This is a genomic window from Micromonospora sp. Mcm103 (assembly GCF_024519755.1).
Taxonomy (GTDB): Bacteria; Actinomycetota; Actinomycetes; order Mycobacteriales; family Micromonosporaceae; genus Micromonospora; species Micromonospora aurantiaca.
This window is the reverse complement of sequence record NZ_JALJRJ010000008.1, coordinates 164,196-189,977: the sequence shown is the minus strand read 5'-3', so window position 1 is coordinate 189,977 and position 25,782 is coordinate 164,196. Positions and strand designations below refer to the sequence as shown.

21 protein-coding genes and 1 riboswitch are annotated in these 25,782 nt (G+C 74.6%); of the genes, 14 read left to right on the top strand and 7 right to left on the bottom strand.

Annotation, left to right across the window (positions count from 1 at the left end; translation table 11 throughout):
• Positions 1-54 precede the first annotated feature (54 nt).
• Positions 55-300 (bottom strand): hypothetical protein, encoded by a 246-nt coding sequence (locus OC439_RS13010; protein ID WP_013284695.1) that lies wholly within the window; start codon positions 298-300, stop codon positions 55-57.
• A gap of 87 nt (positions 301-387) precedes the next feature.
• The gene (locus OC439_RS13005; protein WP_013284696.1) at positions 388-702 is read right to left on the bottom strand and encodes a DMT family transporter; all 315 of its coding nucleotides are present in this window, start codon (positions 700-702) and stop codon (positions 388-390) included.
• A gap of 59 nt (positions 703-761) precedes the next feature.
• Positions 762-827, bottom strand: a riboswitch (guanidine-III (ykkC-III) riboswitch).
• Between the two features lie 96 nt (positions 828-923).
• Here OC439_RS13005 and OC439_RS13000 point away from each other — a divergent pair.
• The 7 genes from OC439_RS13000 (at position 924) to pspM (ending at position 7,101) form a co-directional block, all read left to right on the top strand.
• Positions 924-1,847, top strand: coding sequence for an ornithine cyclodeaminase family protein (locus OC439_RS13000; RefSeq protein WP_262013608.1), 924 nt, complete (start codon positions 924-926; stop codon positions 1,845-1,847).
• A gap of 50 nt (positions 1,848-1,897) precedes the next feature.
• Complete coding sequence (gene rimO / locus OC439_RS12995; protein ID WP_262013607.1) at positions 1,898-3,400, top strand: 30S ribosomal protein S12 methylthiotransferase RimO; 1,503 nt, start codon at positions 1,898-1,900, stop codon at positions 3,398-3,400.
• A 47-nt stretch (positions 3,401-3,447) separates the two neighbouring features.
• On the top strand, positions 3,448-4,029 hold the full coding sequence (pgsA, locus tag OC439_RS12990; protein WP_194799814.1) for a CDP-diacylglycerol--glycerol-3-phosphate 3-phosphatidyltransferase: 582 nt from the start codon (positions 3,448-3,450) through the stop codon (positions 4,027-4,029).
• Positions 4,030-4,142: 113 nt separating this feature from the next.
• Complete coding sequence (locus OC439_RS12985) at positions 4,143-4,694, top strand: CinA family protein (RefSeq protein WP_262013606.1); 552 nt, start codon at positions 4,143-4,145, stop codon at positions 4,692-4,694.
• 210 nt (positions 4,695-4,904) lie between these two features.
• The gene (locus OC439_RS12980; protein WP_262013605.1) at positions 4,905-5,345 is read left to right on the top strand and encodes a helix-turn-helix domain-containing protein; all 441 of its coding nucleotides are present in this window, start codon (positions 4,905-4,907) and stop codon (positions 5,343-5,345) included.
• Between the two features lie 126 nt (positions 5,346-5,471).
• Complete coding sequence (locus tag OC439_RS12975) at positions 5,472-6,323, top strand: PspA/IM30 family protein (RefSeq protein ID WP_091419792.1); 852 nt, start codon at positions 5,472-5,474, stop codon at positions 6,321-6,323.
• 16 nt (positions 6,324-6,339) lie between these two features.
• Positions 6,340-7,101, top strand: a complete 762-nt coding sequence (pspM, locus tag OC439_RS12970; RefSeq protein ID WP_194799817.1) for a phage shock envelope stress response protein PspM — start codon at positions 6,340-6,342, stop codon at positions 7,099-7,101.
• Positions 7,102-7,246: 145 nt separating this feature from the next.
• Here the strand turns inward: pspM and OC439_RS12965 are convergent, their stop codons facing one another.
• On the bottom strand, positions 7,247-10,894 hold the full coding sequence (locus OC439_RS12965) for a fibronectin type III domain-containing protein (RefSeq protein WP_262013604.1): 3,648 nt from the start codon (positions 10,892-10,894) through the stop codon (positions 7,247-7,249).
• Positions 10,895-11,024: 130 nt separating this feature from the next.
• Complete coding sequence (locus tag OC439_RS12960; protein WP_262013603.1) at positions 11,025-11,846, bottom strand: DNA-formamidopyrimidine glycosylase family protein; 822 nt, start codon at positions 11,844-11,846, stop codon at positions 11,025-11,027.
• 108 nt (positions 11,847-11,954) lie between these two features.
• Here OC439_RS12960 and OC439_RS12955 point away from each other — a divergent pair, with 108 nt between their 5' ends.
• Complete coding sequence (locus OC439_RS12955) at positions 11,955-13,205, top strand: hypothetical protein (RefSeq protein ID WP_262013602.1); 1,251 nt, start codon at positions 11,955-11,957, stop codon at positions 13,203-13,205.
• Positions 13,206-13,275: 70 nt separating this feature from the next.
• Here OC439_RS12955 and OC439_RS12950 read toward each other — a convergent pair whose 3' ends face one another.
• Genes OC439_RS12950 through OC439_RS12940 form a run of 3 tightly spaced genes read right to left on the bottom strand, consistent with a single transcriptional unit; the run spans position 13,276 to position 19,181 of the window.
• A complete protein-coding gene (locus OC439_RS12950; protein WP_262013601.1) occupies positions 13,276-14,094 on the bottom strand; it encodes an S-adenosyl-l-methionine hydroxide adenosyltransferase family protein in 819 nt (272 codons plus the stop codon).
• A complete protein-coding gene (locus OC439_RS12945; RefSeq protein WP_262013600.1) occupies positions 14,091-14,429 on the bottom strand; it encodes a hypothetical protein in 339 nt (112 codons plus the stop codon). Before OC439_RS12945 ends, OC439_RS12950 begins: the two co-directional genes overlap by 4 nt.
• A 30-nt stretch (positions 14,430-14,459) precedes the next feature.
• Entirely contained in the window at positions 14,460-19,181 is a 4,722-nt protein-coding gene (locus OC439_RS12940) for a DEAD/DEAH box helicase (RefSeq protein WP_262013599.1), read from the bottom strand.
• A 261-nt stretch (positions 19,182-19,442) separates the two neighbouring features.
• Between OC439_RS12940 and OC439_RS12935 the strand changes: the two genes are divergently transcribed.
• From OC439_RS12935 to OC439_RS12910, 6 genes are all read left to right on the top strand, one after another.
• Entirely contained in the window at positions 19,443-19,766 is a 324-nt protein-coding gene (locus OC439_RS12935; RefSeq protein ID WP_262013659.1) for a hypothetical protein, read from the top strand.
• Between the two features lie 250 nt (positions 19,767-20,016).
• The gene (locus tag OC439_RS12930; protein WP_262013598.1) at positions 20,017-22,851 is read left to right on the top strand and encodes a Na+/H+ antiporter subunit A; all 2,835 of its coding nucleotides are present in this window, start codon (positions 20,017-20,019) and stop codon (positions 22,849-22,851) included.
• Positions 22,848-23,330, top strand: a complete 483-nt coding sequence (locus OC439_RS12925) for a Na(+)/H(+) antiporter subunit C (RefSeq protein WP_047894325.1) — start codon at positions 22,848-22,850, stop codon at positions 23,328-23,330. The genes OC439_RS12930 and OC439_RS12925 overlap by 4 nt, the downstream gene beginning before the upstream one ends.
• Positions 23,327-24,832, top strand: coding sequence for a Na+/H+ antiporter subunit D (locus OC439_RS12920; RefSeq protein WP_262013597.1), 1,506 nt, complete (start codon positions 23,327-23,329; stop codon positions 24,830-24,832). Before OC439_RS12925 ends, OC439_RS12920 begins: the two co-directional genes overlap by 4 nt.
• Positions 24,829-25,479, top strand: coding sequence for a Na+/H+ antiporter subunit E (locus tag OC439_RS12915; protein WP_262013596.1), 651 nt, complete (start codon positions 24,829-24,831; stop codon positions 25,477-25,479). The genes OC439_RS12920 and OC439_RS12915 overlap by 4 nt, the downstream gene beginning before the upstream one ends.
• Positions 25,476-25,739, top strand: a complete 264-nt coding sequence (locus tag OC439_RS12910) for a monovalent cation/H+ antiporter complex subunit F (RefSeq protein ID WP_013284715.1) — start codon at positions 25,476-25,478, stop codon at positions 25,737-25,739. The genes OC439_RS12915 and OC439_RS12910 overlap by 4 nt, the downstream gene beginning before the upstream one ends.
• Positions 25,740-25,782: the final 43 nt, after the last annotated feature.

The window sequence follows — 25,782 nt, the reverse complement described above, 5'->3', positions numbered from 1 at the left end:
CACGCGAACGGGCCCGCCGGTCGTCCCGGCGGGCCCGTTCGCGGTTCGGCGGTCTCAGTTGGTGAGGACCACGTAGCTGATGATCATGCCGATCACGGCGCCGGCGACGCTCGCGGCGGCGGCGTACCAGCCCAGCGGCTTGTCACCGAGGACCGCGCCGACGATGCCGAGCACGAGGCCGACCAGGCCGAACAGCGGCGGCAGGATGAAGATCGCGATGGCCGCGAAGACGAACGCGATGATCGTGCAGATCCGGGCGGCGCTGCTGCGCGGACGGGCGGTGGCGTGGATGTCGGCCATGGGTTCCTCCGTGGGTGATCTCGCTACGTGTCGACGGGAGATCGGGTACCCCGGGCGCCGCACCGTCCAAACCGGAGGCGGCATCGATCAGGCGAACAGCTTCAGTCCGATCACACCGGCCACCACCAGCAGCAGGCAGGCCACGCGCGGCAGGTTGACCGGTTCGCCGAGCGCGAGCATGCCGACCAGCGCGGTACCCACGGCGCCGATGCCGACCCACACCGCGTAGCCGGTGCCGACCGGGATGTCGCGCAGCGCGTACGCCAGGCCGGCCATGCTTCCCACGAGGGTGACGGCGAAGACGGCGGAGGGGAGCGGACGGGTGAAGCCGGCGCTGCGGTCCAGCGCGATCGCCCACGCGGTCTCCAGGAGTCCGGAGATCACCAGCACGATCCAGGCCATGGGACATCACCTCTGACGGGCGGGCCCGGCACGGAGCGGGCCGGGCGGCGGTTGGGTCACGCGGGGCGTCTTGGCCTGACCGGGTACGCCCACCACTCGTCCGGGACGGCCCGCGGGCCGTCGTGGCCGACGGTAGCACCGGGCGGGCCGGACCGGCGGCGTGGTGAGAAAGCCCACCATGAGTGGAGTTGACGTCAACTTCAAGTTGCAGGATGGATGCCATGACCCTGCTCTTCTCCGACGACGACGTCGCGGCCGCCGTGGACGCCCCGCTCACCGTCGCGGCCATGCGGGACGCGCTGCTGGCCGCGTACGCCGGGCGGCTCATCGCCCCGCCCCGGGCGTCCGCGCCGCTCGGCGGAGGCCGGATGGTGCTCACCGCCGGGCACCTCACCGGGCAGTGGTACGGCTTCCGCTCGTACGACACGTTCGGCCACCCGGAGAGCGGTCAGCTCGTCGTGCTGCACGACGCGACCACCGGCGCGGTACGCGCCATCGCCGTCGGCGAGGAACTCGGCTCCCGGCGTACCGGAGGACTCGGTGGCGTGGCGGTGGACGCCCTGGCCCGCGCGGACGCCGCCACCCTCGGCGTGGTGGGGTCCGGCCGGCAGGCGTGGACCCAGGTCTGGGCCGCGGCGGCGGTCCGGCCGCTGCGCGAGGTGACGGTGTTCAGCCGCTCGGCGGCCCGGCGGGACGCGTTCGCCGCGCGGGTCCGCGCCGAGCTGGGCGTGCCGGCCCGCGCCGTCGGCTCGGCCGCCGCCGCGGTACGCGACCGGGACGTCGTGGTGCTCGCCACCACCAGCACCGTCCCGGTGCTCGACGCCGCCGACCTGGCCCCCGGCACCCACGTCAACACCGTCGGCTTCAAACAGGTCGACAGGCACGAGTTCGGCACCGACCTGCTCGACGCCGCCGACCTGCTGGTCACCGACTCACCCGGGCAGGCCGCCGCGTACGTCCCGCCGATGCTCGCCGCCGTCGAGCCGTACGCCGGGCGGTTGCGCGACCTGGGCGCGGTGCTGGCCGGCGCGGCTCCCGGCCGGACCACCGCGGACCAGATCTCGGTCTTCTGCTCCACCGGCCTGGCCGGCACGGAGGTGTTCCTCCTCGACCGGCTGGCCCGGGTGGCCGTGTCCGCGCGCTGACCCTGGCCGGACGGGTGCGCGGCGCACCGGAACCGGCCCGGTACCCTCGGATGGTGTCTGCCTCCTCCTCCACCCCGCGATCCGACGGGCGCCGCGTCGCCCTGCTGACCCTCGGCTGTGCCCGCAACGAGGTCGACTCGGAGGAGCTGGCCGCCCGGCTGCACGCCGACGGATGGCAGGTCACCACCGACGGCGAGGGCGCCGACGTGGTGGTGGTGAACACGTGCGGGTTCGTCGAGAAGGCCAAGCAGGACTCGATCCAGACGCTGCTGGCCGCCGCCGACACCGGCGCGAAGGTCGTCGCCGCCGGGTGCATGGCCGAGCGGTACGGCCGTGAGCTGGCCGACAGTCTCCCCGAGGCGCAGGCCGTGCTCAGCTTCGACGACTACCCGGACATCGCCGCCCGCCTCGACTCCGTGCTCGCCGGCGAGGCGATCGGCGCGCACACCCCCCGCGACCGGCGGGAACTGCTGCCGCTGACCCCGGTGAAGCGCCGCGACGCGGCGGTGTCGCTGCCAGGGCACGGCACCCCGGCCCGGGTCGCACCGGAGACCGACGCGCACACTCCGGCCCACCTGCGGCAGGTGCTGCGGCACCGGCTCGACACCGGCCCGGTGGCCTCGCTGAAGCTCGCCAGCGGCTGCGACCGGCGCTGTGCGTTCTGCGCCATCCCGGCGTTCCGCGGCGCGTTCGTCTCGCGTACCCCGGACGAGCTGCTCGCCGAGGCCGAATGGCTGGCCAAGACCGGCGTCCGCGAGCTGGTGCTGGTCAGCGAGAACTCCACCTCGTACGGCAAGGACCTGGGCGACCCCCGCGCGCTGGAGAAGCTGCTGCCGCAGCTCGCCGCGATCGACGGGATCGTGCGGGTCCGCGCCAGCTACCTCCAGCCCGCCGAGACCCGGCCCGGCCTGGTCGAGGTGATCGCCACCACGCCCGGCGTGGCCGCGTACTTCGACCTGTCGTTCCAGCACTCCAGCGAGCCGGTGCTGCGCCGGATGCGGCGCTTCGGCTCCACCGACCGGTTCCTGGAACTGCTCGCCTCCGCCCGCGCGCTGGCGCCGGACGCGGGCGCGCGCAGCAACTTCATCGTCGGCTTCCCCGGCGAGACGAAGCAGGACGTGGCCGAGCTGGTCCGGTTCCTGACCGAGGCGCGGCTGGACGCGATCGGCATGTTCGACTACAGCGACGAGGACGGCACCGAGGCCGCCGGGCTCACCGGCAAGGTCTCCGCCGCCACGATCAAGCGGCGGTACGACAAGCTCAGCGCGCTGGCCGACGAACTCTGCTCGCAGCGCGCCGAGGAGCGCCTCGGCGCGACGGTGGAGGTGCTCGTGGACTCGATCGCCGACGGCGTGGTGGAGGGGCGGGCCGCCCACCAGGCACCCGAGGTCGACGGCTCGACCACGCTCGTCGCGCCGGTCGGCGGCGGGGTCGATCTGGCCGCGCTGCGCCCCGGTGACCTGGTCCGGGCCACGGTGACGGCGACCGAGGGCGTGGACCTGGTAGCCGTACCGGATGAGATGATCTCGGCGGCGCCCGGCGCGGTACGGTGACGGCGGGCCCTGATGGAGCGGGGAAGCCACGTGGGGCGATGCGGGACATGACGGGAGCGGAGTCGACGGCCGCTGCCCCCGTACCGCTGCTCAACGCGGCGAACGTGCTCACCGGCGCGCGACTGATGCTGGTGCCGGTCTTCGTGGCCACCGTGATCGCCTCCGGCATGAGCCACGCGGGCTGGCGGATGACGGCCTGCCTGATCTTCGTGGTGGCCTCCGCGACCGACCTGGTCGACGGCTGGATCGCCCGCCGGTATGAACTGGTCACCTCGCTGGGCAAGGTCGCCGACCCGATCGCCGACAAGGCGCTCACCGGCGCCGCCCTGCTGCTGCTCTCCGTCTACGACCTGCTGCCCTGGTGGGTGACGGTGGTGATCCTGGCCCGTGAGCTGGGCATCACCGGGCTGCGCTTCTGGGTGATCCGGCACGGGGTGATCGCGGCGAGCCGGGGCGGCAAGGTCAAGACGGCGCTGCAGATCCTGGCCATCACCTGGTACCTCTGGCCGATGCCGGAGGCGCTCGCCGCGGTCGGCCCGTGGATCATGGGCGCGGCCGTGGTGGTCACCGTGGTCACCGGGTTCGACTACATCGCCCAGGCGTTGCGGCTGCGCCGCCCGGCCCGTTGAGCCGGTCGGCGGGCCCGTCGGTCCGGGCGGTCGGTCCGTCGGTCCGGGGCCCGGGTCCGTCGGTCCGGGCGGCGGACGAGTAAGCCGGCGTGGGGCGGGAAATGGGGGCGGGCATGGACACCGACGCGAGTAACCAGCGGCCCGCCGGCAGCCCGGCGGCCGCCGTGGTGCACCGCCTGCACGAGTGCGGCGAGACGCTGGCCACCGTCGAGTCGCTGACCGGCGGCCTGCTCGCCGCCGCGATCGTGGAGATCGCCGGGGTCAGCTCGATCTACCGGGGCGGCATGGTGGTCTACGCCACCGAACTCAAGGCGACGCTCGCCGGCGTACCGGAGGACCTGCTTGCCGACCGCGGCCCGGTCGACCCGGACGTGGCGGCGGCGCTGGCCGAGGGCGGGCGGCAGCGCTGCGGCGCCGACTGGGGCCTGGCCACCACCGGCGTGGCCGGTCCGGAGCCGCAGGACGACAAGCCGGTCGGCCTGGTCTACGTGGCGGTCGCCGGACCGGACGGCACCGAGGTTCGCCGGCTCGACCTCGAGGGCGGGCGCGACCACATCCGCTCGGCCGCGGTGATCGAGGCACTGCGGCTGCTCGCCGACCGCATCGAGCTCCCCGCCGACGCCGACGCCGACGCCGCCGAGGCGGCCGGGGTCGGCCGCCGGTGAGCCCGCGCGGCGCCGACACGCCCGGCGGCGGGATCGCCGGACCTGTCGATCCGCCCGGATTTTCAGAGGCGGGGTGGGATGTCGTCGTGGCGACCAACGGGTACGGTTGCGGGAAGGCTCCGGCGGTCGCCGTCGGCGCCGGAGCGGTCCACCGCGTCCGGCGCGACGCGGTCCGGCCGGAGATGGTGGTCCCGTTCAGGGGGAGGTGCGATGGTCCTGCTACGCCGGGTGATCGGTGACGCGCTGCGAGCACGCAGGCAAGGGCAGCACCGCACCCTCCGCGAGGTCTCCTCCGCCGCCAACGTCAGCCTCGGCTACCTCTCCGAGATCGAACGCGGCCAGAAGGAACCCTCCAGCGAACTGCTGGCCGCGATCTGCGACGCGCTCGGCGCCCGCCTGTCCGAGCTGCTCCGCGAGGTGAGCGACACCGTCGCCCTGGCCGAGCAGATGCCCGGCGTGCTGGTTCCGGTGGCCGACGAGCCGGCCTCGGTGACGCCGGCCGCCGTCCGCAAGGCGACGAACAGGAGTGTCCGGCAGGTCACCTCCGACGGCGCTGTCGCCGTCCAGGTCCGGCAGGACTCGCCCCTCAAGGCCACGCTGCGCAGCACCCGCGTACGCCCCGCCGAGCGGGATGTGGTCTGCGCCGCCTGACCCCGGCTGTCACGTCGTGGGCAGGCTGGCGTTCGCGTCGTACTGTTGATCAGGAGCGTACGGGTGCCGGAGTGGCGTCCGGCTGGGACGATGTAGGCGCGACGCTACTGAGGGGACGAGGCGGAGATGGCTAACCCGTTCGTCAAGGGTTGGAAGTACCTGATGGCGCTCTTCGGCGCGAAGATCGACGAGCACGCCGATCCCAAGGTGCAGATCCAGCAGGCCGTCGAGGAGGCACAGCGCCAGCACCAGGCGCTGGTGCAGCAGGCGGCCGCGGTGATCGGCAACCAGCGTCAGCTGGAGATGAAGCTGTCCCGGCAGATGACCGAGGTGGAACAGCTCCAGGGCAACGCGCGGCAGGCGCTCGCAGTGGCCGACCAGGCCCGGGGCCGGGGCGACGAGACCGAGGCCGGGCGCTACGAGCAGACCGCCCAGATGCTGGCCACCCAGCTGGTCTCCGCCGAACAGGCGCTGGAAGACCTCAAGACGCTGCACGACCAGGCGCTCGGCGCGGCCGCGCAGGCCCGCAAGGCGGTCGAGAACAACTCGATGATCCTCCAGCAGAAGCTGGCCGAGCGCACCAAGCTGCTCAGCCAGCTGGAGCAGGCCAAGATGCAGGAGAGCGTGGCCCGCTCGCTGGAGTCGATGTCGTCGCTCACCGCGCCCGCCAACACCCCCTCGCTGGACGAGGTCCGCGACCGGATCGAACGCCGCTACGCCACCGCCATGGGCCGGGCCGAGCTGGCCGGCAACTCGGTCGAGGGCCGGATGCTGGAGATCCAGAAGGCCACGCTCGACTCGGCCGGATCGGCGAGACTGGAGCAGATCCGGTCGAGCATGGCCGGTGAGCAGCTCGGCAGCCGGTCCGAGACCCCCGCCGTGGGGCAGCCGGCCGACCCGGCCGCCGCCGCCCGGCTCGACGAGATCCGGGCCAGCATGAGCCGGGAGCGTGGCACCGGGGAGACCACTACCGGCTGACGGAAGGGCGGACACGATGGCGGACGAACGGGCCCGGCACTTCCGCAGGCTGCGCCGGCTACGCAACTCGGCGCGGCGGTGGAGCGTACTGGCGGGAGGGCTCGGCGGCGCCGCCGCGGTGCTGACTCCGTACGCCGGACTGGGTCTGGCGGACGCGGCCTGGGCCGGCGCCGCGGGCAGCGCGATCGCGGTGGCCGCCTGGCGCTGGGTCGACCACCGGGCGCTGGCCGCCGTGCCGCCACCACCCGCCCTGGACCCGGCCGAGGCCGCCGCCCGCTCCCGCGCCCGGCTGGTCGCCGCCGTCGAACGGCTCCCAGTCGGGCCGGGCGTCGTGGCCGAGGTACGCCGGGTCCGCTCCCGCCTCGCGCTGCGCGGCACCGCCGCGGCCGAGCCGTGGGCCCGGCTGGACCGGGCCGCGCTCACCCTGGCCGGGCTGGCCGGACGGCTGACCGGGCTGGCCGAGCCGGCGGTCCGGGAGGCGGCCGAGGCCGACCGGTCCCTGCGTGAGCTGGCGAACCGGGTGGCGGGCGTGGAACGCGCGGCGAAGCTGACCCCGCAGAGCACGCTGAACGAGGTGCACGCCACGCTCGTGGCCCAGTTGGAGGACGGGGTGGCCGCGTACGAGCGGCTGGTGGTGGCCGCCGCCGGTTACGTGGCCGAGGACGCGCGCCCGAACACCGAGCACCCGTCCGCCGCGCGCCTGACCGAGGCCACCGACCTGCTGCACGGCGTGGCCTCCGCCCTGGCCGAACTCCGCACCCCCCTCCGCGCCCCCTGACAGTCCCCTCCCCGCCCAGGCGCGCCCGACCAGCGCGCCCGACCAGCGCGCCCGACCAGCGCGGTCGATCATGAGGTTGACGGCAGTTTCGATCCATTTCGGCCGCCAACTTCATGATCAACCCTGCGGCGGGGCGTGGACGGGGTCAGGTGGGGGTCGTGGTGCGTGTGGAGGGGGTCCAGGGGGACGTGCCGACGACGTTTGTCGCGCGTACCCGGTAGTGGTAGGTCATTCCTCGCGCGAGGCCGGTGTTGGTGAAGCCTCGGCCGGTCACGTGGAACGTCGCCGGTTCGCGGGTGAAGGCGGCGTCGGTGGCGCGCTGCACGACGAACCCGGCGCCCGGCCCGGCCGGCGTCGGCGCCGACCAGGTCACCGTCACGCTGGCCGTGTCCGGCCCGGACACGCTCGCGGTGACGCTCACAGCGGTCGGGGCGAGCGGCCGGGCCGGTGTGGTCACCGTCGCCACAGTCGACCAGGGTGAGGCGGCACCCAGGTACGTCGTGCGTACCCGGTAGTAGTACGTGGTGTCCGGCGCGACCGCCGGGTCCACGTGGGACTCGCCCACGGCGATGGCCGTGGTGCCCGGGCCGCTGGTGAACGTCGGGTTCGTGGCCCGCTGCACGTCCACCCCTGTCGCGAAGGAGTGGTTGGCCCAGCGCAGCGCCACCCGCAGCGGCCCGGTCGGCGGCAGCACCGCTGTCACCCGGGTCGGCGCGGACAGGTGCACCGCCGCCGGCACCGCGTTGGACCAGGACGAGCAGCTCACCGCGTTCTCGGCGCGGATCCGGTAGTGGTAGGTGACGCCGGGCGTGACGGTGGCGTCGGTGTACCGGGTGGCGGTGGCGGCCACCGTGATCTCGGTCAGGCCGGTGGTGAAGGTGCTGTCGGTGGCGCGTTGCAGCCGGTGGCTGGTGGGTACGGGCCGGCTGCCGTTGCCGGTCCAGGTCAGCGCGATGGCGGGGAGCGCGGTGGCGCTGCCGGGCGCCGGGGTGGCGGTGAGCCCGGTCGGCGCCTTGGGTGCCACGCGCACCACCAGCGGCCGGCTCATGCCCTGGTCGCGCAGTCCGGCCGAGCGGGTCTGCCAGCGGTACTCCCAGCCGAGGTTGACCAGCTGGTTGACCACGACAGCGGGGCGGCCGTCGACCGGGCTGACCGGGCCGGCGTCCAGCCGTACACCGGCCGGGCGGGTGGGGTCGAGCAGCCGTACGCTGTCGCCGATCTTGAACGGGAGGGCGGGTGGTACGGGACGCAGCGCCACCACGACGTCCTCCCGGGGGTTGACCCGGACGGTGTCCTTCCAGCCCAGCTCGCCCAGGTCCGGCGGGCGGACCGTGCCGTCCCAGCCGACCCGGTTGACCAGCTGTACGTCGCAGCCCTCGATGTGGACGGGATGGGTGCGCGGGGCGTCGCCGACGATCCGCCAGAGCTGCGTGCCGTCGCCTGGAGCGCCGACCGCAACGGCCGGGTCGGTGGCGTGCAGCACCTCGGTGGCCGGGTCGGCCGGGCCCAGCGGAAGGGTGGCCGGGGCGAGTGGTCCGGCGACCGGGTGGCCGACGCCGAGCCGTCCCACCGCGCGGCCGTGCCGGGCCTCGAACACCTGCCCGACCGACTTCACCGCCAGCGGCAACGTGACCGGGGCGGTCGCGCCCGCCGGGGTGAACGTGACCGAGGTGGCCCGCGCGGCGACGAGCGTCGGGCGGGGGGTGGTGGTGCCGATCGCGGTGTCGTACGCGGGTTGCGGCACGATCGGCGGCGGCTGGCTGCGGGCGTACGCCCCGGGTAGCCGCTCGGCGAGCCGCCGGGTGTCGTACGGCTGCGCGGGGGTGCCGGTGACCCGGATCTGGAGCAGGGTACGGGTGTTCGGGCCGTACCCGGGGCGGGTGGGCGGCAGGCCACCGGAGGCGGTCCGGTCGGGCGCGCCGGTGTGGTGGTCGTAGCGGATGTCGAACCGGGGCAGCGGCGCGGGGCAGTCGTTGTAGAGGATGAGCGTGCTGCCGGGCGGCACTGTGGAGAAGTCCACCACCACGTCGGCCCGTTCGCCGGGGGCGAGCAGCAGCGCGTGCCCGTCCACGTTGAGCACCGTCGGGTCCTGCCTGTCGTACCGGTAGTCCACCGGCCGGTTGGTCAGCACCACAGGCGCGGGGAGCAGGCCGCCCTCGTTGCCGACCTGGATCATCTCGGGTCCGGCGGCGGCCGGGTCGGGCACGCCGCCGTCGCGTCCGTCCGCCGGCCAGTACGCGGGCCGCCCCGATGCGCGTACCGCCTCGACCATCGGCACCTCACCGGCGTCCGGGTCGGCCGGGCTGCCGTCCTCGCCCCACATCGGCGCGTCGGAGGCGGCCCGGTAGAGCTGGAGGTTGAGCGCCCGGTCCGCGCAGGCGTTGAGGATCCGCAACCGGTACGCCCGCGGCGCGACCTCCAGGTACGGGTAGGCCACGCCGTTCACGAGCGGGGTGTCGCCGTACGCCTCGGGCACGGCCGAGGGGTGCGGCACGCCCGGTACCAGCGGCGGCTCGTCCGGGTCGGTGTCGGGGTCGTGGTGCGGGTTCGGCACCGGGGCGACCCAGGGGCTGGCGCCGCCGTCCGGGTCGTGGGTCCACGGCCCGTAGTCCCAGCGTCCGGTCGGGTTGGTGCCGGTGAGCCGGTACGGGTTCTGCCGCGGCTGGTAGACGTGCGGGTGCCACAGGCTGCCCTTGGCGCCCCAGCGGTCCCGGTCCCAGGTGGGGTCCTGGGCGGCGAGCTGCGCGTCGTCGGGTACGAACGTCTTGTCCTCGATCACCAGCGGGAGCTGGTCGGCGGGGAGTATGCCGTCGTCGACCAGCCGTTCCTCGGCCGGGTCGGTGAGCAGGTAGAGCGCAATCTGCCCGGAGTAGACGGTGAGCCGGGACAGGCCGAGCGTGTTGTCGTGCAGCCACATGAGCCGGCCGCTCTGGTCGTTCGGGAAGTACAGCGTGGTGGCGCCCGCGCCGGGCGGCGGCATGTCCGGCACCGGCGTCACACAGACACCCGTCGGGTACGGGGTGATCTCGCCGGCCGGGGTCACCCACTGCCACGGGTTGCCGGCGCTTATCCACCCGGTCTGCGCGCCGGACAGGTGGGGCACGGCCCGGTTCTGCGGGTACGGCGCGGGACCGTCGAGCGGTCCGGCCCCGGCGCCGTCGACCGTCTCGTCGACGGGCAGGAACAGCTCGCCCGCTCGCCCGGTGGGGAGCTGGTTGATGAACTTGATCCGCACCGGACGGCCCCGCCGGGCCATGATCATCGGGCCGAGGTGCCAGGGGCGGTCGGGCGGGCCGACCGTGTTGTGCCCGGAGGCGTCGGTGCCCAGGTTGAGCTGCCGGTAGCCGCGCAGCCGGGTGGCGGGCAGGTCGCGGTGCAGGCGCTGCGCGTACTCCTGGAGGCCGATCTCGTAGTAGTCGCAGCCCGGCCAGGTGATGGTGTCCGGGACGGCGACCGGCAGGCGGGCGCCGAGCCCGGCGGTGGCCGGCCGCCCTGGTAGCGGCAGTGGGTCGACGAACTTGCGGATGCCGGTGCCGAGTACCGGGCGGCCGTCCGGGTCGAACGTGGGCAGCGGGCTGGCGGCGGTGTTCGGCACCGGGCCGAACAGGCGCGGGACGGCGGTCGGGTCCAGGCTCGCAGGCGCCGGACCTTGCTCGTCGTCGCCGTCCCGGGCGGCCGGAACGGCGGGCGCGACGGAACCGGCCGGCGCCGGGTCACCGGTGGGCGCGGTCTCGACGGCGACGACGGCGGCGCGGTCCGGGCGTCCGGGCCGGCTGCGGCGGAACAGCACCATGGCTCTCCCCGGGGTCGGGGCGCGCCGGCCGACACCCCGGCGTGGCGGGCGTACGCGCTGCTGACGATCCGTGAGCGGTCCACCGCAGCATGCGACGTCACAGGGGTGAGGCGGAAGTACCCAATCGTCCCTATCTCGGCCGATCTTGGGCGTTTCGTGGAAGTTCCACGCCTGGTTGGCAGGCCGGGCACCAGTAGGTGACCCGTTCGCCCAGTTCCTCCTTGCGGATGGCGGTCCCGCAGCGGCGGCACGGCTGGGCCCGGCGGCCGTACACGTAGCTGGTGCCGCCCCGGTGCAGCACCCCGGTGGTGCTCTGCGTCCAGCGGCCCCGGTTGGCCGCGAGCAGTCGCTGGGCCAGCGCGACGGTGCCTGGTAGGTCCGGCACCGCGCCGACCGGCGTCCACGGCGACACGCCGCGCAGGAACAGCACCTCGCACTTGTAGAGGTTGCCCACCCCGGCCAGGTTGCGCTGGTCGAGCAGCGCCTCACCGATGGTCCGGTCCGGGTCGGCCGCGAGCCGGCGGACCGCCTCGTCGGCGTCCCAGTCCGGCCCGAGCAGGTCCGGGCCGAGGTGGCCGACGAGCGATTCCTCCTCGGCCGTCGGCACCAGCACCAGTTCGTGCAGGTGGTAGCCGACGGCGACAGCGGCGGGGGAGCGCAGCACCACCCGGATCAGGTGCGCCGGCCGGCCGCTCCAGCGCTCACCCGGCGCGTACGCCCGCCAGGCGCCGTCCATCCGCAGGTGCGAGTGCAGCGTCCACGGCTCGGCGTCGGTGCCGGTGAGGCGCAGCAGCAGGTGCTTGCCCCGGCTGGCCGACTCGCGCACGGTCCAGCCGGTCAGGTCCGTGGTGGCGAGCTGTGGCACGCGGAAGTCGGACCCGGTGAGCCGGGCCCCGGCGAGCGCGCGTTGCAGGACGCGCGCGGTGTTCCAGACGGTGTCGCCTTCGGGCACCCGGCCATTGTCCCCCGGCCGAGCAGAATTCGCATGTGTCGCTATTTGTACTGAGGTTCCACTTGATCTGCGGAAACGCCAGGATCAGGGGGTTCTGAGGAGACGCCCATGGCACATTCACGACGTCGTACCGTCGTCGCCCTGACCGCCCTGCTCACCGTGGCCGCCGGACTGCCCGGCACGCCCGCGCCGGCCGCGCCCCCGCCTGCCGCCGTACCGTCCCGCGCCACCGCGCCCGGCCCCGAACGCTGGTCCGTCGACCTCGCCGTCGCCGGCGGCGACGACGTCAACGTCGCCTGGCGGTCCGGCCGCCTGCGCCTGGCCGACCCCCGGCCCACCGCCCGCACCCGACCGGCCGCCGTCGGCGGACCGGTCGCCGAGGGCATCCTGCTCTCCGCGCCGCGCACCCTGGACCGGCCCGCGACCCGGGTACGCACACAGTTCGCCGCCCGCACCGGCGACGGGGGTACGGCGGTGGCCCAGGTACGCGGCTGGCGTGGCCGAGGCTGGACCGAGTGGCGCGACGCCACCGAGGCGGTGTTCGACGCACCGGTCAGCCGGGTGCAGGCGCGCGTCGTGCTGACCACCAGCGGCAGCGCGTCGGAGGCCACCGTCACCAGCCTGACCCTGGCCGCCGACAAGGTCGCCACCACGGCGGTCCAGCCGGCCGCCGCGCTCAAGTACCGGGTGTACGCGACCCGGATCGGCCTGGTCGGCGGCATCACCGCCAACGGGCACACGGTGGGTACCCGGGACCACTTCGCGGCGCTGCCCACCCGGCGCGGCCTGTCCCCGCGCAACACCGGCGACTACACCGTCAAGGTCTGCACGACGAACGGCAGCCGCTGCGAGTACGCCCCGGTGTGGGACGTCGGCCCGTGGAACACCCGCGACGACTGGTGGAACCCGGCGTCGGTCCGGGAGAACTGGAAGGACCTGCCGCGCGGGTTGCCGGAGGCGCAGGCGGCGTACCAGAACGGCTACAACGGCGGGCGCGACCAGTTCGGCCGTACCGTCCGCAACCCGGCCGGGCTGGACCTGGCCGACGGCACGTTCTGGGACGGGCTGCGGCTCACCGACAACGCGTGGGTGGACGTGACGCTGCTGTGGACCGGTGGCGGGGCGCGGGCTGTGGTCGGCTCCGGGCCGCTGAACCTGCGCGCCGGGGCGAGCACCTCGTACGCGAGCCGGGGGCTGGCCGCCACGTACGCCCACGTGCCGGTGCAGTGCTACGTGACCGGGCAGCGGATCGCCGGCACGTACCGCACGACGACGAGGTGGTACCGCCTGGTGGGCGGCAACTACGTCAGCCACGCGTACCTGTCCTCGATCTACGGCGGCACAGTCCCCCGCTGCTGACCCGCCCGCCCGCCCCTGCCTCTCCTCCGCGATCTTGCAGTTTCGGCCCCGCCCCTGGGGCATTCGCCCGTTATGTCGGGGCATCAAGTGCAAGATCGCGGGGGAGACGGGTGATGGTGACCAGGGCGCCTGGGGTGGCTCGGAGGGTGTCGGCGGCTCGGCCGGTGTTCACCGCTATCGCGACCTGGGCGGCCGAGTCGACGTAGACCACCAGGGCGCCGGGTTCCGCGTCGCCGAAGGTGCGGCCGTGGACCGCCTCGTGGCCGTTCACCAGCACCTGGGCCGGCAGACCGTCGAGCAGCGTGCCCGGCGCGGCGAGCTGGACGTTGCCGAAGTGGTCGACGGTCAGCACCTCGGCGCTGAAGCCGCCGGGCTCGGCGCGTACCACCGGTTCCGGCAGCCGGACCAGCGTGCCCGGGTCCACTGCCGGTCCGGCCTCGGCCGGCGGCGCGCCGAGCGCCAGCCGGGCGGCGACCGGCGCGAACACGTCCCGCCCGTGGAACGTGCGGGAGACGACCGGGCCGAGCCAGTCCGGGTTGGTCAGCTCCACCGCCTCGGTCACCCCGCCGAGCGCCTCCGCGGCCGGGATCAGCAGCCCGTTGTCCGGCCCGACCAGCAGCCCGCCGGGCGCGGCGAGCGCGATCCCGCGCCGCGTCGTGCCGACGCCCGGGTCGACCACCGCGACGTGCACGCCCCACGGCAGGTACGGCACCGTCTGCGCGAGCACCGCCGCGCCCCGGCGTACGTCGGCCGCCGGGATCAGGTGCGTCACGTCGATCACCCGGACGGCCGGGGCGAGCCGGGCCAGGACGCCGTGGCACGCCGCCACGAACCCGTCGGACAGCCCGTAGTCGGTGGTCAGCGAGACACACCGCGGGGTGCCGTTCACTTGTTGCCCGCCCCGGTCAGGTGCCGCGCCAGGCGCAGCTCGTCGTGCAGCGGGATCCCGTCCGCGCCGACCTGGGGAATCGTCTGCTTGACCGCCCGGGCCCGGTCCACGGCACCCGCGTCCACCGCCACGACGCGCAGTCCCCGGCGCTTGTAGAAGCGCAGCGCGCCGGCGAACCCGCCGCCGTCGTCGACAGCCACCAACGCGGGCAGGTCACGCAGGTCGTAGCGGGTGTCGTGGACCACCACGATCGGCCCGCCCCACTCCCGCTCGTGCAACGCCGTCAGCGCCGCGCGGTCCCCGTCGCGCGCCTGGCGTACCCGGATCGAGGCCACCGGCACACCCTAACCGGGGCGGCCGGGCGGTCAGCCGCGCAGGCGCAGGCCGCGCGGGGTGGCGCGGAAACCGGCGGCGGTCAGCGCGTCGCGCAGCGGGGACGCGTGCACGGCCTCGCCGTCGGCGCGTTCCACCGAGATCGCGCCGAGCGCACCGGAGTGCACCGCGTCGGCGAGCGCCTTGCCGGCCGCGCCGAGCGTGTCGGTGTCGTCGGTGAACGACAGGATCGTCCGGCCGCCCCGCTCCACGTAGAGCACCAGGTCACCGCCGACGAGCACGACAAGCGCGCCCGCCTTGCGCCCGGCCCGGTGGCCGGTGGCCGGTGCCGCGCCGTCGCCGGAGTCGACAACGCGTTCCGGCCAGGGCAGCGCCGCGCCGTACGGATTCGCCGGGTCGGTGGCGGCGAGCACTACCGTCGGGCCGCCCCGGCCCTGGCTGTCGTCGGCGAGCGCCCGGATGCGGTCCACCGCACCCGGCACCGCGAACTGCGCCGCGCCGAGCCCTTCGACGAAGTAGCCGCGCCGGGCCGCCCCGCGTTCCTCCATCGCGGACAGCACCGGGTAGACCCCGGCAAAGCCGCCGGTGACCTGCTCGGCCACGACCGCGCCCCGGGTCACCACGCCGTGCCGTTCCAGCAGCAGATCGGCGAGGGCGGCGGCCCGGCGGGTGGGGTCGCTGTCGCGTTCGGGCAGCCGGGACCAGCGACCGGCCATCGTGGGCGGACCGCCACGGCTGGGCAGCGCCACCCGGCCCGGACGGCGGTAACGGGTGCGTGGCGCCGACGGCCGGGACCGGTGCGCCCCGCCCGCGCCGAGCGCCGCCCGCAGCGGCGCTAGCGTGTCGTTCGTGAGGTGGCCGGCCCACACCAGATCCCACACCGCGCCGGACAGGGCGGCGTCGTCGGTGGCGCCGACCCGGTCGGACAGCGAGCGGAAGAACAGCGCCTGCCCGTCGGCGAGCGCGTCGAGCACCGACTCGTGCAGCGGGGTCAGCGTCAGCGCCTCGTCCGGCGGCGGGAGCAGCAGCGGCGCCACGTCGGCGTACGCGAGCGTCACCCACCCGTCGCCACCGGAGATCGCGCCCGCACCGGCCCACACCACCTCACCACTGGCGCACAGCTCGTCGAGCTGGGCGGGGGAGTAGTCGGCGACCCGGGCGGGCAGCACCAGACGTTCCAGCGCGGACGCCGGCACACTCACGCCCTGCAACTGCTCGACGGCGGCGGCGACCGCCTCGACGCCCCGGGCCGACGAGCCGACCTGCTGCCAGCGGGGCAGGAACGCGGCGAGTGCGCGCGGCGGCACTGGCTCGATCTCCCGGCGCAGGGCGGCCAGCGAACGGCGGCGCAGCATGCGCAGCACCTCCGCGTCACACCACTGGGTGCCCACCGTGTCCGGGGCGAACTCACCGGAGACCACCCGGCCGCCCGAGGCGAGGCGCCGCAGCGCCTGCTCCACCACGAACACGCCGAGCCCGAACCGGGCCGCGCAGGTGGCCGCCGCGAACGGGCCGTGCGTACGGGCGTACCGGGCGACGAGGTCGGCGAGCGGATCGGCCACCGGCGCGAGGTACGCCTCCGCCACCCCGACGGGCAGCGCCACCCCGAGCGCGTCACGCAGCCGGGCGGCGTCCTCGACGACGACCCAGCGGTCCTCGCCGGCGATGCGGACCCGCAGCACCCGCCGGGCCGCGGCCAGCTCGTCGGCCCAGGACTCCGGCACTCCCCGCTCGGCCAGCTCGGCGCTGCTCAGGTCACCGACCACGCGCAGCAGCTCGACCACGTCCTCCGGGTCGCGGGGGCGTCGCTGCTCGGTGAGCCAGCGCAGCTGGCGGGCGGTCTCGGCGAGCACCTCCGGGTCGAGCAGCTCCCGCAGGTCGACCCGGCCGAGCAGCTCGCCGAGCAGCCCGGAGTCGAGCGCCAGCGCGGCGGCCCGCCGCTCGGCCAGCGGGGCGTCGCCCTCGTAGAGGAACGCGCCGACGTACCCGAACAGCAGCGACCTGGCGAACGGCGACGGCCGTTCGGACTCCACCTCGACCAGGCGTACCTTGCGGGCGGCCAGGTCGCGCATCAGCTCGCCGAGGGCGGGCTGGTCGAAGACGTCCTGGAGGCACTCGCGGGCCGCTTCCAGCGTGACCGGGAAGTCGGCGTACTCGCGGGCCACGTCGAGCAGTTGCGCGGCGCGCTGGCGTTGCTGCCACAGGGGCTGCCGCCGCCGGGGGTCACGGCGGGGCAGCAGCAGCGACCGGGCCGCGCACTCGCGGAACCGGGACGCGAACAGCGCCGACGTGCCCACCGACTCCTCGACGAGCTGGGCGATCTCGTCCGGCTCGAAGACGACCACGTCGGCACCGGGTGGCGTCTCGGCGGTGTCGGGCAGGCGCACCACGATGCCGTCGTCGGAGGGCATGACCTGGGCGTCCACGCCGTACCGCTCGGCCAGCCGGCGGCCGATCGCCAGCGCCCACGGCCCGTTGACCCGCGCGCCGAGCACCGAGTGCACGGCGAGCCGCCAGTCGCCCAGCTCGTCGCGGAACCGTTCGACCACCACCGTCCGGTCGTCCGGCAGCGCCCGGGTGGCGGCCTTCTGCTCGCGCAGGTAGTTCATCAGGTTGCCGGCGGCCCAGTCGTCCAGCCCGCCGGCCCGCAGCGCCGCCACCGCGTCGGCGTCGGACTGCCGCAGCAGTGCCCGGACCCGGGCGCCGATCGCCCGCCCCAGCTCCACCGGGCGGCCGAGCTGGTCGCCCTTCCAGAACGGCATCCGGGCCGCCTGGCCGGGCGCGGGGGAGACGAGCACCCGGTCGGGGGTGATCTCCTCGATCCGCCAGGACGACGAGCCGAGCAGGAACACGTCACCGACCCGGGACTCGTAGACCATCTCCTCGTCCAGCTCGCCGACCCGCGCGGCCCGCTCGGCGCCGGCCAGGAACACGCCGAACAGGCCCCGGTCGGGGATGGTGCCGCCGCTGGTCACGGCGAGCCGCTGCGCGCCGGGCCGGCCGGTCAGCACGTCGGTGGCGCGGTCCCAGACCAGGCGCGGCCGCAGCTCGGCGAACGCGGTGGACGGGTAGCGCCCGGAGAGCATGTCGAGCACCGCGTGCAGCGCCGAGTCGGGCAGCTCCGCGAACGGAGCCGCCCGCCGGACCAGCACGGCGAGGTCGCCGAGCCGCCACGGCTCCAGCGCCACCATCGCGACGATCTGCTGGGCCAGCACGTCGAGCGGGTTGCGCGGGTAGTGCAGCTCCTCGATCGCACCGGCGCCCATCCGCTCGGCCACCACCGTGCAGGAGAGCAGGTCGCCCCGGTGCTTGGGGAAGACGACGCCGCGCGAGACCGCACCGACCTGGTGCCCGGCCCGCCCGACCCGTTGCAGCCCGGCCGCCACGCTCGGCGGCGCCTCGATCTGCACCACCAGGTCGACGGCGCCCATGTCGATGCCCAGCTCCAAGCTGGACGTGGCGACCACGGCGGGCAGCCGGCCGGACTTGAGCGCCTCCTCGATCTGCTTGCGCTCCTCCCGGGACACGCTGCCGTGGTGCGCCCGCGCGATCACCGCCGGCGCCCCGGCCGCCGCGCCGGACTGCGCCATCACCTCCGCCGGCTGCCGCGGCGCGCGCACCGGCCCCACCGGCCCGCCGAACGCCTCCGCCCCGCGCCGGGCCCGGCTCCCGTCGGCCGGCCCGCCGCCGGACGCCGGGCCGAGCCCGTCGGCGTCGTCGAGCCCGGCCTCGTCGCCGGCCGGCGGGCCGTCGACGCCGGGCAGCAGATCGGATACGCGCACCGGCTCCCCACCCCGGGCCACGCGACCGCCCTCCGGGCCGGACGCCGCCTCGATCTCCTCGGCGGCCAGCTCGTTGAGGCGGGCGCAGAGGCGTTCGGCGCTACGCCGGGAGTTGGTGAACACGATCGTGGACCGGTGCGCGCGGATCAGCGCGAACACGCGTTCCTCGACCGCCGGCCAGATGGAGGGGCGGCGGGGCGCGAGGCCGCCGAGATCGTCCTCGGGTGGCTCCTGCTCGTCGAGGCGAGTCATGTCCTCCACCGGGACCTGGACGCTGACCTCGATGGTCTTGTTCGACGGCGGCTGCACCACGTCGACCGGGCGCGCGCCGCCGAGGAAGCGGGCGCACACGTCGATCGGCCGGACGGTGGCGGACAGCCCGATCCGTTGCGCCGGTCGCTCCAGCAGCGCGTCGAGGCGTTCCAGGGACAGCGCCAGGTGCGCGCCGCGCTTGGTGCCGGCGACCGCGTGCACCTCGTCCACGATGACCGTGTCGACGCCGCGCAGCGAGTCGCGGGCGGCGGAGGTGAGCAGCAGGAACAGCGACTCGGGTGTGGTGATGAGGATGTCCGGCGGGGTGCGGGCGAAGGCCCGGCGCTCGTCGGCCGGGGTGTCGCCGGTCCGCATCCCGACGGTGACGTCCGGCGGGACCAGGCCGAGCCGGGAGGCGGCCTGGCGGATGCCGGTGAGCGGGGCGCGCAGGTTGCGTTCCACGTCGACGGCGAGCGCCTTGAGCGGGCTCACGTAGAGCACCCGGCAGCGGCGCCGGGGATCGGCCGGCGGTGGCTCCTTGGCGAGCCGGTCGAGCGACCAGAGAAACGCCGCGAGCGTCTTGCCGGAGCCGGTCGGCGCGACGACGAGCGCGTTGCGGGCGGCGGCGACCGAGCGCCAGGCGCCCTCCTGGGCCGGGGTGGGCGCGGCGAACGCCGCGGTGAACCACTCCCGGGTCGCCGCGCCGAACTCCGCCAGCACCCCGCCCGACCTGCCTGAACCGTCTGACCTGCCTGAACCGTCTGACCTGCCCGACCCGCCTGACCGGGCCACCTCGTCCGCCACGCACCCATCCTGCCGCGCGGGTGTGACAACCGGCCCGCCGCCGGACCGTTCCGTCCCGCGCGCGGCAGTCGAAGAATGGAATGGGCGATTATTCCGTTAAGTCTTACTTAACTGCTTGCTTGTGGGCTGCAACATAAAGTAACTTCACTCGCGATGCGGCGTGGGGTGGAGGCGTGGATGACCGTCGAGGAACGAGGCCGGGGGTCCGGAACCGACGTGCTCATCCGCAAGGTCGACAGTCGACTGGCGGCGCTCCGCGCCGGGCTGCACGGTCCTGATCTGGAGCTGGCCGAGGAACTCGCCGCGCGGCTGCGCGAGATGATCCTGGCGACCGCCCGGTCCAGCGCCGCCGACCGTGCCCGGGTCCGGGCCGCCGTGCACTACTTCGTCCAGCGCCGGGAGAGCCGGGACGCCCGGCTGCCGCTGCGCTCCCTGGCCGCCGCCCAGCGCGCGGTAGACCGCGCCGCCCACCAGCTGGCCACCCCCGGCCCCACCCCCTGACCGCCCTCTCCCACCCGTCCCCTCCTCGCCCCCAACCACTCCGGTGATCAAGGAGTTCGCGGCGGGTTCCGGCCGCGTGATCCCGGACACGAACTCCTTGATCACCGGGCGATGGGGCGGCTGCACGCCGGGTGGCCGGGTGGGGTAAGGGTGGGTTTTGGGGAAAACCGCCCGGTTCGGTGCCTCTGTGGCGTGTGATCGGTTGTGACACCAGCGTGTTCGCGCGCTGTCACCTCGACCGGGAGTACGTGTGCTCGTCCTGCTGATCGTGCACCTGGTGGCGGCGCTGCTCGCCCCGCTGCTGGTCCGCCGGTGGGGTCCGCGCGCCTGCCTGCTGCTCGCGCTCGCCCCGGCCGCCACAGCGGTCTGGGCGGCGGCGCACACCGGAGCGGTACGCGACGGCGGCGAAGTGGTCGAGACGTACCAGTGGATCTCGCAGCTCCAGCTCGACGTGGCGCTGCGCGTCACGACGTTGTCCTGGCTGATGCTGCTGCTCGTCGGCGGCGTCGGCGCGCTCGTGCTGGTCTACTCCGCCCGCTACTTCCCGCCCGGGTCCATCGGGCTGGCCCGGTTCGCCGCCGTCATGGTCGCCTTCGCCGGGGCGATGCTCGGCCTCGTCGTCTCCGACGACCTGCTGCTGCTCTACGTCTTCTGGGAACTGACCACCGTCTTCTCGTACCTGCTCATCGGGCACAGCACCGAGCGCCGGTCCAGCCGGTGGGCCGCCGCGCAGGCGCTGACAGTGACCACGCTGGGCGGGCTCGCCATGCTCGTCGGGTTCCTGCTGCTCGGCCACCACGCCGGCGGCTACCGGTGGTCGGCGGTGGCCTCGGCGCCGCTGCCCGGCGGCGGGTACCTGGTCGTCGCGGTGCTGCTGATCCTCGCCGGGGCACTGGCGAAGTCCGCGGTGTTCCCGTTCAACGCCTGGCTGCCGGTGGCGATGGCCGCCCCGACGCCGGTGAGCGCGTACCTGCACGCGGCGGCGATGGTGAAGGCCGGCATCTTCCTCATCGGACTGCTCGGCCCGGTGCTCGCCCCGGTCGACGGGTGGCGGCCGGTCACCGTGGTCGCCGGCCTGGTCACGCTCGTCATCGGCGGGTGGGCGGCGCTGCGGCAGACCGACCTGAAGCTGCTGCTGGCGTACGGGACGGTCAGCCAGCTCGGTCTGCTCACCGTGGTGTTCGGCGCGGGCACCCCGAAGGCGGCGCTGGCCGGGGTGGCGATGCTGGCAGCACACGCCCTGTTCAAGGCGGCGCTGTTCCTCGTCGTCGGCATCCTCGACCACGAGGCCGGCACCCGTGACCTGCGGGAGCTGTCCGGGGTCAGGCGGACCGCGCCGGTGCTGGCCGTCGTCGCCACGCTGGCCGCCGCCTCGATGGCCGGGGTGCCGCCGCTGCTCGGGTTCGTCGGGAAGGAGGCGGCGCTCGCCGCGTTCACCGGTGATCCGCTGGTGCTGACCGTGCTGGTGGTGGGCAGCGCGCTCACCGTCGCGTACAGCATCCGGTTCCTCTGGGGCGCGTTCGGCACCCGGCCCGGCACCCCGGACACCGAGCTGGCCCGGCCGCCCGCCGCGATGCTCGTACCCCCGGCGCTGCTCGCCGTGGCCGGGCTCGCCGCCGGCCCGGCGGCCGGGTGGCTGAGCGGCCTGTTCGAGCCGTACGCCGAGCTGTTCGGGCCGGTCGAGGAGCACCTGGCGCTCTGGCACGGCCCCACGGCGGCGCTCGGTTTGTCCGCCCTCGTGCTGGCCGGCGGTGTGGTGCTGCACCTGGTCCGCGGCCCGCTGGCGCCCGCGCTGGCCCGGCTGCGCTCGCCGGTGGGCGGCAACCAGGGGTACGAGTGGGTGACGCACGCCTTCGACCGGCTCGCCATCGAGGTCACCGGCGCCACCCAGCGCGGGTCGTTGCCGCAGTACCTCGGCACCGTGCTGCTCGTGCTGGTGTTCGTGCCGGGCGGGGCGATGATCGCGACCGCGCCGTGGCGGGTCGACCTGGCGACCTGGGACAACCCGGCCCAGCTCGTGGTCTGCGTGGTGATCGCGGTGGCCGCGCTGCTCGCGGTCGGCGCGCGCCGCCGGCTCACCGCGATGCTGCTCGTCGGCGTGACCGGCTACGGCACCGCGATGATGTTCGTCCTCTACGGCGCGCCGGACGTGGCACTGACCCAGTTCCTGGTGGAGACCGCGACGATCGCCGTGTTCGTGCTGGTGCTGCGTCGGCTGCCGGAGCGGTTCTCGGCCCGTCCGCTGCGCCGCAGCCGCTGGGTCCGCCGCGGCATCGGAATCGCCACCGGTGTGGTGATGGCCGGTCTGGCGCTGGCCGCGGCCGGGGCGCGGCGAGCGCCGTCGATCTCCGCCGACTTCCCGGACCTGGCCCTGATCGAGGGGTACGGCCGCAACGTCGTGAACGTGACGCTGGTCGACATCCGGGCCTGGGACACGATGGGGGAGATCTCGGTGCTCGTGGTCACCGCGACCGGCGTGGCCAGCCTGATCTACGAGCGGTCCCGCACCGGGCCGCGTCCCCGCCGTCCCCCACCGGCCGCACTGCGCGCCGGCGACCGGCGCACGGTGTGGCTGCGCGGTGGGCAGACGCTGCCGGAACGGCGGCGGTCGATCGTGTTCGAGGTGGTCACCCGGCTGATCTTCCACACCGTCCTGATCTTCTCGCTGTTCCTGCTCTTCTCCGGGCACAACGCCCCCGGTGGCGGCTTCGCCGGCGGGCTCGTGGCCGGCCTCGCGCTGGCCCTGCGGTACCTGGCCGGCGGCCGGTACGAGCTGGCCGAGGCGGCGCCGGTCGGGGCCGGCACGGTGCTCGGCGCGGGTCTGGGCATCTCGGTCGGCAGCGGCGTGCTCGGCCTGGCGCTCACCGGCGAGGTGCTCCAGAGCATCAAGGTCAACCTGTGGCTGCCGCTGGTCGGTGACTTCTACCTGGTCACGTCGCTGTTCTTCGACATCGGCGTCTACCTGGTGGTGGTCGGGCTGGTGCTGGACATCCTGCGCAGCCTGGGCGCCGAGGTGGACCGGCACGTGGAGGCGGCGGGCGAGGCGGGGCGCGGCCTGGTCATCCAGCGCGAGGGCCAGTCATGACGCGCGGGGCGGCCGGGCCGACGCTGGTGCTGGTGCTGGCGGTCGGGGTGCTCGTCGCCGCCGGTGTCACGCTGCTGCTGGAACGCAGCCTGACCCGGATCCTGCTCGGCATCATCCTGCTCGGCAACGGCGTGAACCTGCTCATCCTGCTGGGCGGGCGGTCCGGCGCCGCTCCGCTGGTCGGTACCGCCCCGCAGCGGGAGATGAGCGACGCGCTGCCGCAGGCCATGGTGCTCACCGCCGTGGTGATCACGTTCGGGCTGACCGCGTTCCTGCTCGCTGTCGCGTACCGGAGCTGGTACACCAGCGGCGACGACGAGGTCCAGGACGACCTGGAGGACCGGCAGATCGTCCGGCTCGCCGAGAGCAACGAGGTGTCCACCGCGGACCTCGGCGGTGAGGGCCCGGACGACGACCCGGAGCAGGTGGACCCGGAGCCGGCCCGCCGGCGGTTGCGCCGGGACGGGGAAGCCCAATGAGCGCCCTGGTGCCGCTGCCGGTGGTGGTGCCGCTGCTCGGCGCGGCGCTCACCCTCGTGCTGTCCGGCCGGCCCCGCCTGCAGCGGTCGATAAGCGTCCTCTGCCTGTCCAGCGTCCTGGTGGTGGCGGCGGTGCTGCTGGTGCAGGCGTACCGGTTCGGGCCGGTGGTGGTGCAGGTGGGCGGCTGGCCGGCGCCGGTGGGCATCGTGCTGGTCGCCGACCAGCTGGCGGCGCTGATGGTGCTCGTCTCCTCGGCGGTGACGCTGTGCGTCCTGCTCTACTCGATCGGCCAGGGCCGGGGGGAGACCGGGGAGACCGCGCCGGTGAACATCTACCACCCCACGTACCTGGTGCTCACCGCGGGCGTGACGAACGCCTTCCTGGCCGGGGACCTGTTCAACCTGTTCGTCGGCTTCGAGATCCTGCTGGCCGCGAGCTTCGTGCTGATCACGCTGGGCGGCACCGAGGTGCGGTTGCGGACCGGATCGACGTACGTGGTGGTCAGCATCCTGTCGTCGCTGCTGTTCCTGTCCGCGGTGGGGCTGGTGTATGCGGCCACCGGCACGCTGAACATGGCCCAGCTCGCCGGTCGGCTGGACGCGCTGCCGTCGGGCGTACGCCTGACCCTGCAACTGATGCTGCTGCTCGCGTTCGGGATCAAGGCGGCGGTGTTCCCGCTGTCGGCGTGGCTGCCGGACAGCTACCCGACCGCGCCCGCGCCGGTGACGGCGGTCTTCGCCGGCCTGCTCACCAAGGTCGGCGTGTACGCGATCATCCGCACCGAGACGCTGCTGTTCCCCGGCGGCCAGGTCGCCACGCTGCTGATGGTGGTGGCCGGGCTGACCATGGTGGTCGGCATCCTCGGTGCGGTGGCCCAGTCGGACCTGAAGCGGCTGCTGTCCTTCACGCTGGTCAGCCACATCGGCTACATGATCTTCGGGGTGGCGCTGAGCACCGTCGCCGGCCTGTCCGGGGCGATCTTCTACGTGGTGCACCACATCACCATCCAGACCACGCTGTTCCTGGTCGCCGGCCTGGTCGAGGAACGCGCGGGCAGCACCGACCTGCGCCGCATCGGCGGCCTGGCCCGGATCGCCCCGATGCTCGGCGTGCTCTTCTTCGTCCCCGCGATGAACCTCGCCGGCATCCCGCCGTTCTCCGGCTTCCTCGGCAAGCTCGGGCTGCTCCAGGCGGGCGTCGCAGCGGGCGGGACGCTGCCCACGGTGCTGGTCGCGGCCGGTACGCTGACCAGCCTGCTCACGCTCTACGCGGCCTCCCGGGTGTGGAACATCGCGTTCTGGCGGGAGCCCCGGCTGGCCACCACCACCCCGCCGGCCCGGCTGCCCGGACTGATGGTCGGGGCCACCACCGCCCTGGTCGCGCTCGGTGTGCTGTTCACGTTGGTGGCCGGGCCGCTGTTCCAGGTCACCGCCGACGCGGCCACCGACCTGCGCGAGCGCACCCCGTACGTGCGGGCGGTCCTGCCCCGGGACGTGCCGTGACCGACGACCTGCCCCCGGGCGGGGGTGCGACCGGTGAGCCCGCCGGCGTATCCCGTGCGGCGCCCGCCCCGGACGCGCCGACGCCGACCGTCGGGCGGGGCGGGCGGCGGCGGGACCAGGCGCTGGCACTCGGCTGGCTGGTCGCCGCCTGGCTGCTGCTGTGGGGCGACGTCTCCCTGGGCAACGTGATCGCCGGACTGGTGGTCGGCGTGGCCGTGCTGCTGTTCTTCCCACTGCCGCCGGTCACCTTCGGCGGCCGGTTGCGCCCCCGCGCGCTGCTGGTGTTCGCGGCGACGTTCGTCGCGGAACTGGTCAGCGCCAGCGTGCACGTGGCAGCCGTGGCGCTGCGTCTCGGCTACCGCCCGCGCGGCGCGATCATCGCGGTGCCGCTGCGCGTGCGCACCGACCTCAACCTCGCGCTCACCGCCGAGGTGATCTCGCTGGTGCCGGGCACGCTGATCCTCGACGTCGACCGGGCCGCGGGCGTGCTCTACGTGCACGTGCTCGACGTGCGCGGACCCGAGGACATCACCGGCAGCCGCGAGCGCGTGCTCGCCGTCGAACGGCGCATCGTCCGCGCCATCGGATCTCCCGACGAGGTACGCCGGCTCGACCTCGCACCCGACGAACGGAGGAACCACCCGTGACAGTCCTGCTCGCCGTCGCGTTGACCGTGCTGCTCTCGGCCACCGCGCTGCTCGCCCTGGCCCGGATCTACCGGGGCCCGTCCCTGCTCGACCGGGTCGTCGGCGCCGACCTGCTGCTGTCGGCGATGCTCGCCGCGGTGGGGGCGGAGGCCGCCGTGAACCGGCACGCCACCACGCTGCCCGTGCTGGTGGTGCTCTCGCTGCTCGGCTTCATCGGGTCGGTGTCGCTGGTGCGCTTCGCGGTCCGGGCTGAAGCGTGAGCGCGAGGAGTGAGCCGGTTCTGCGAGCCCCGCAGTCGCGAAC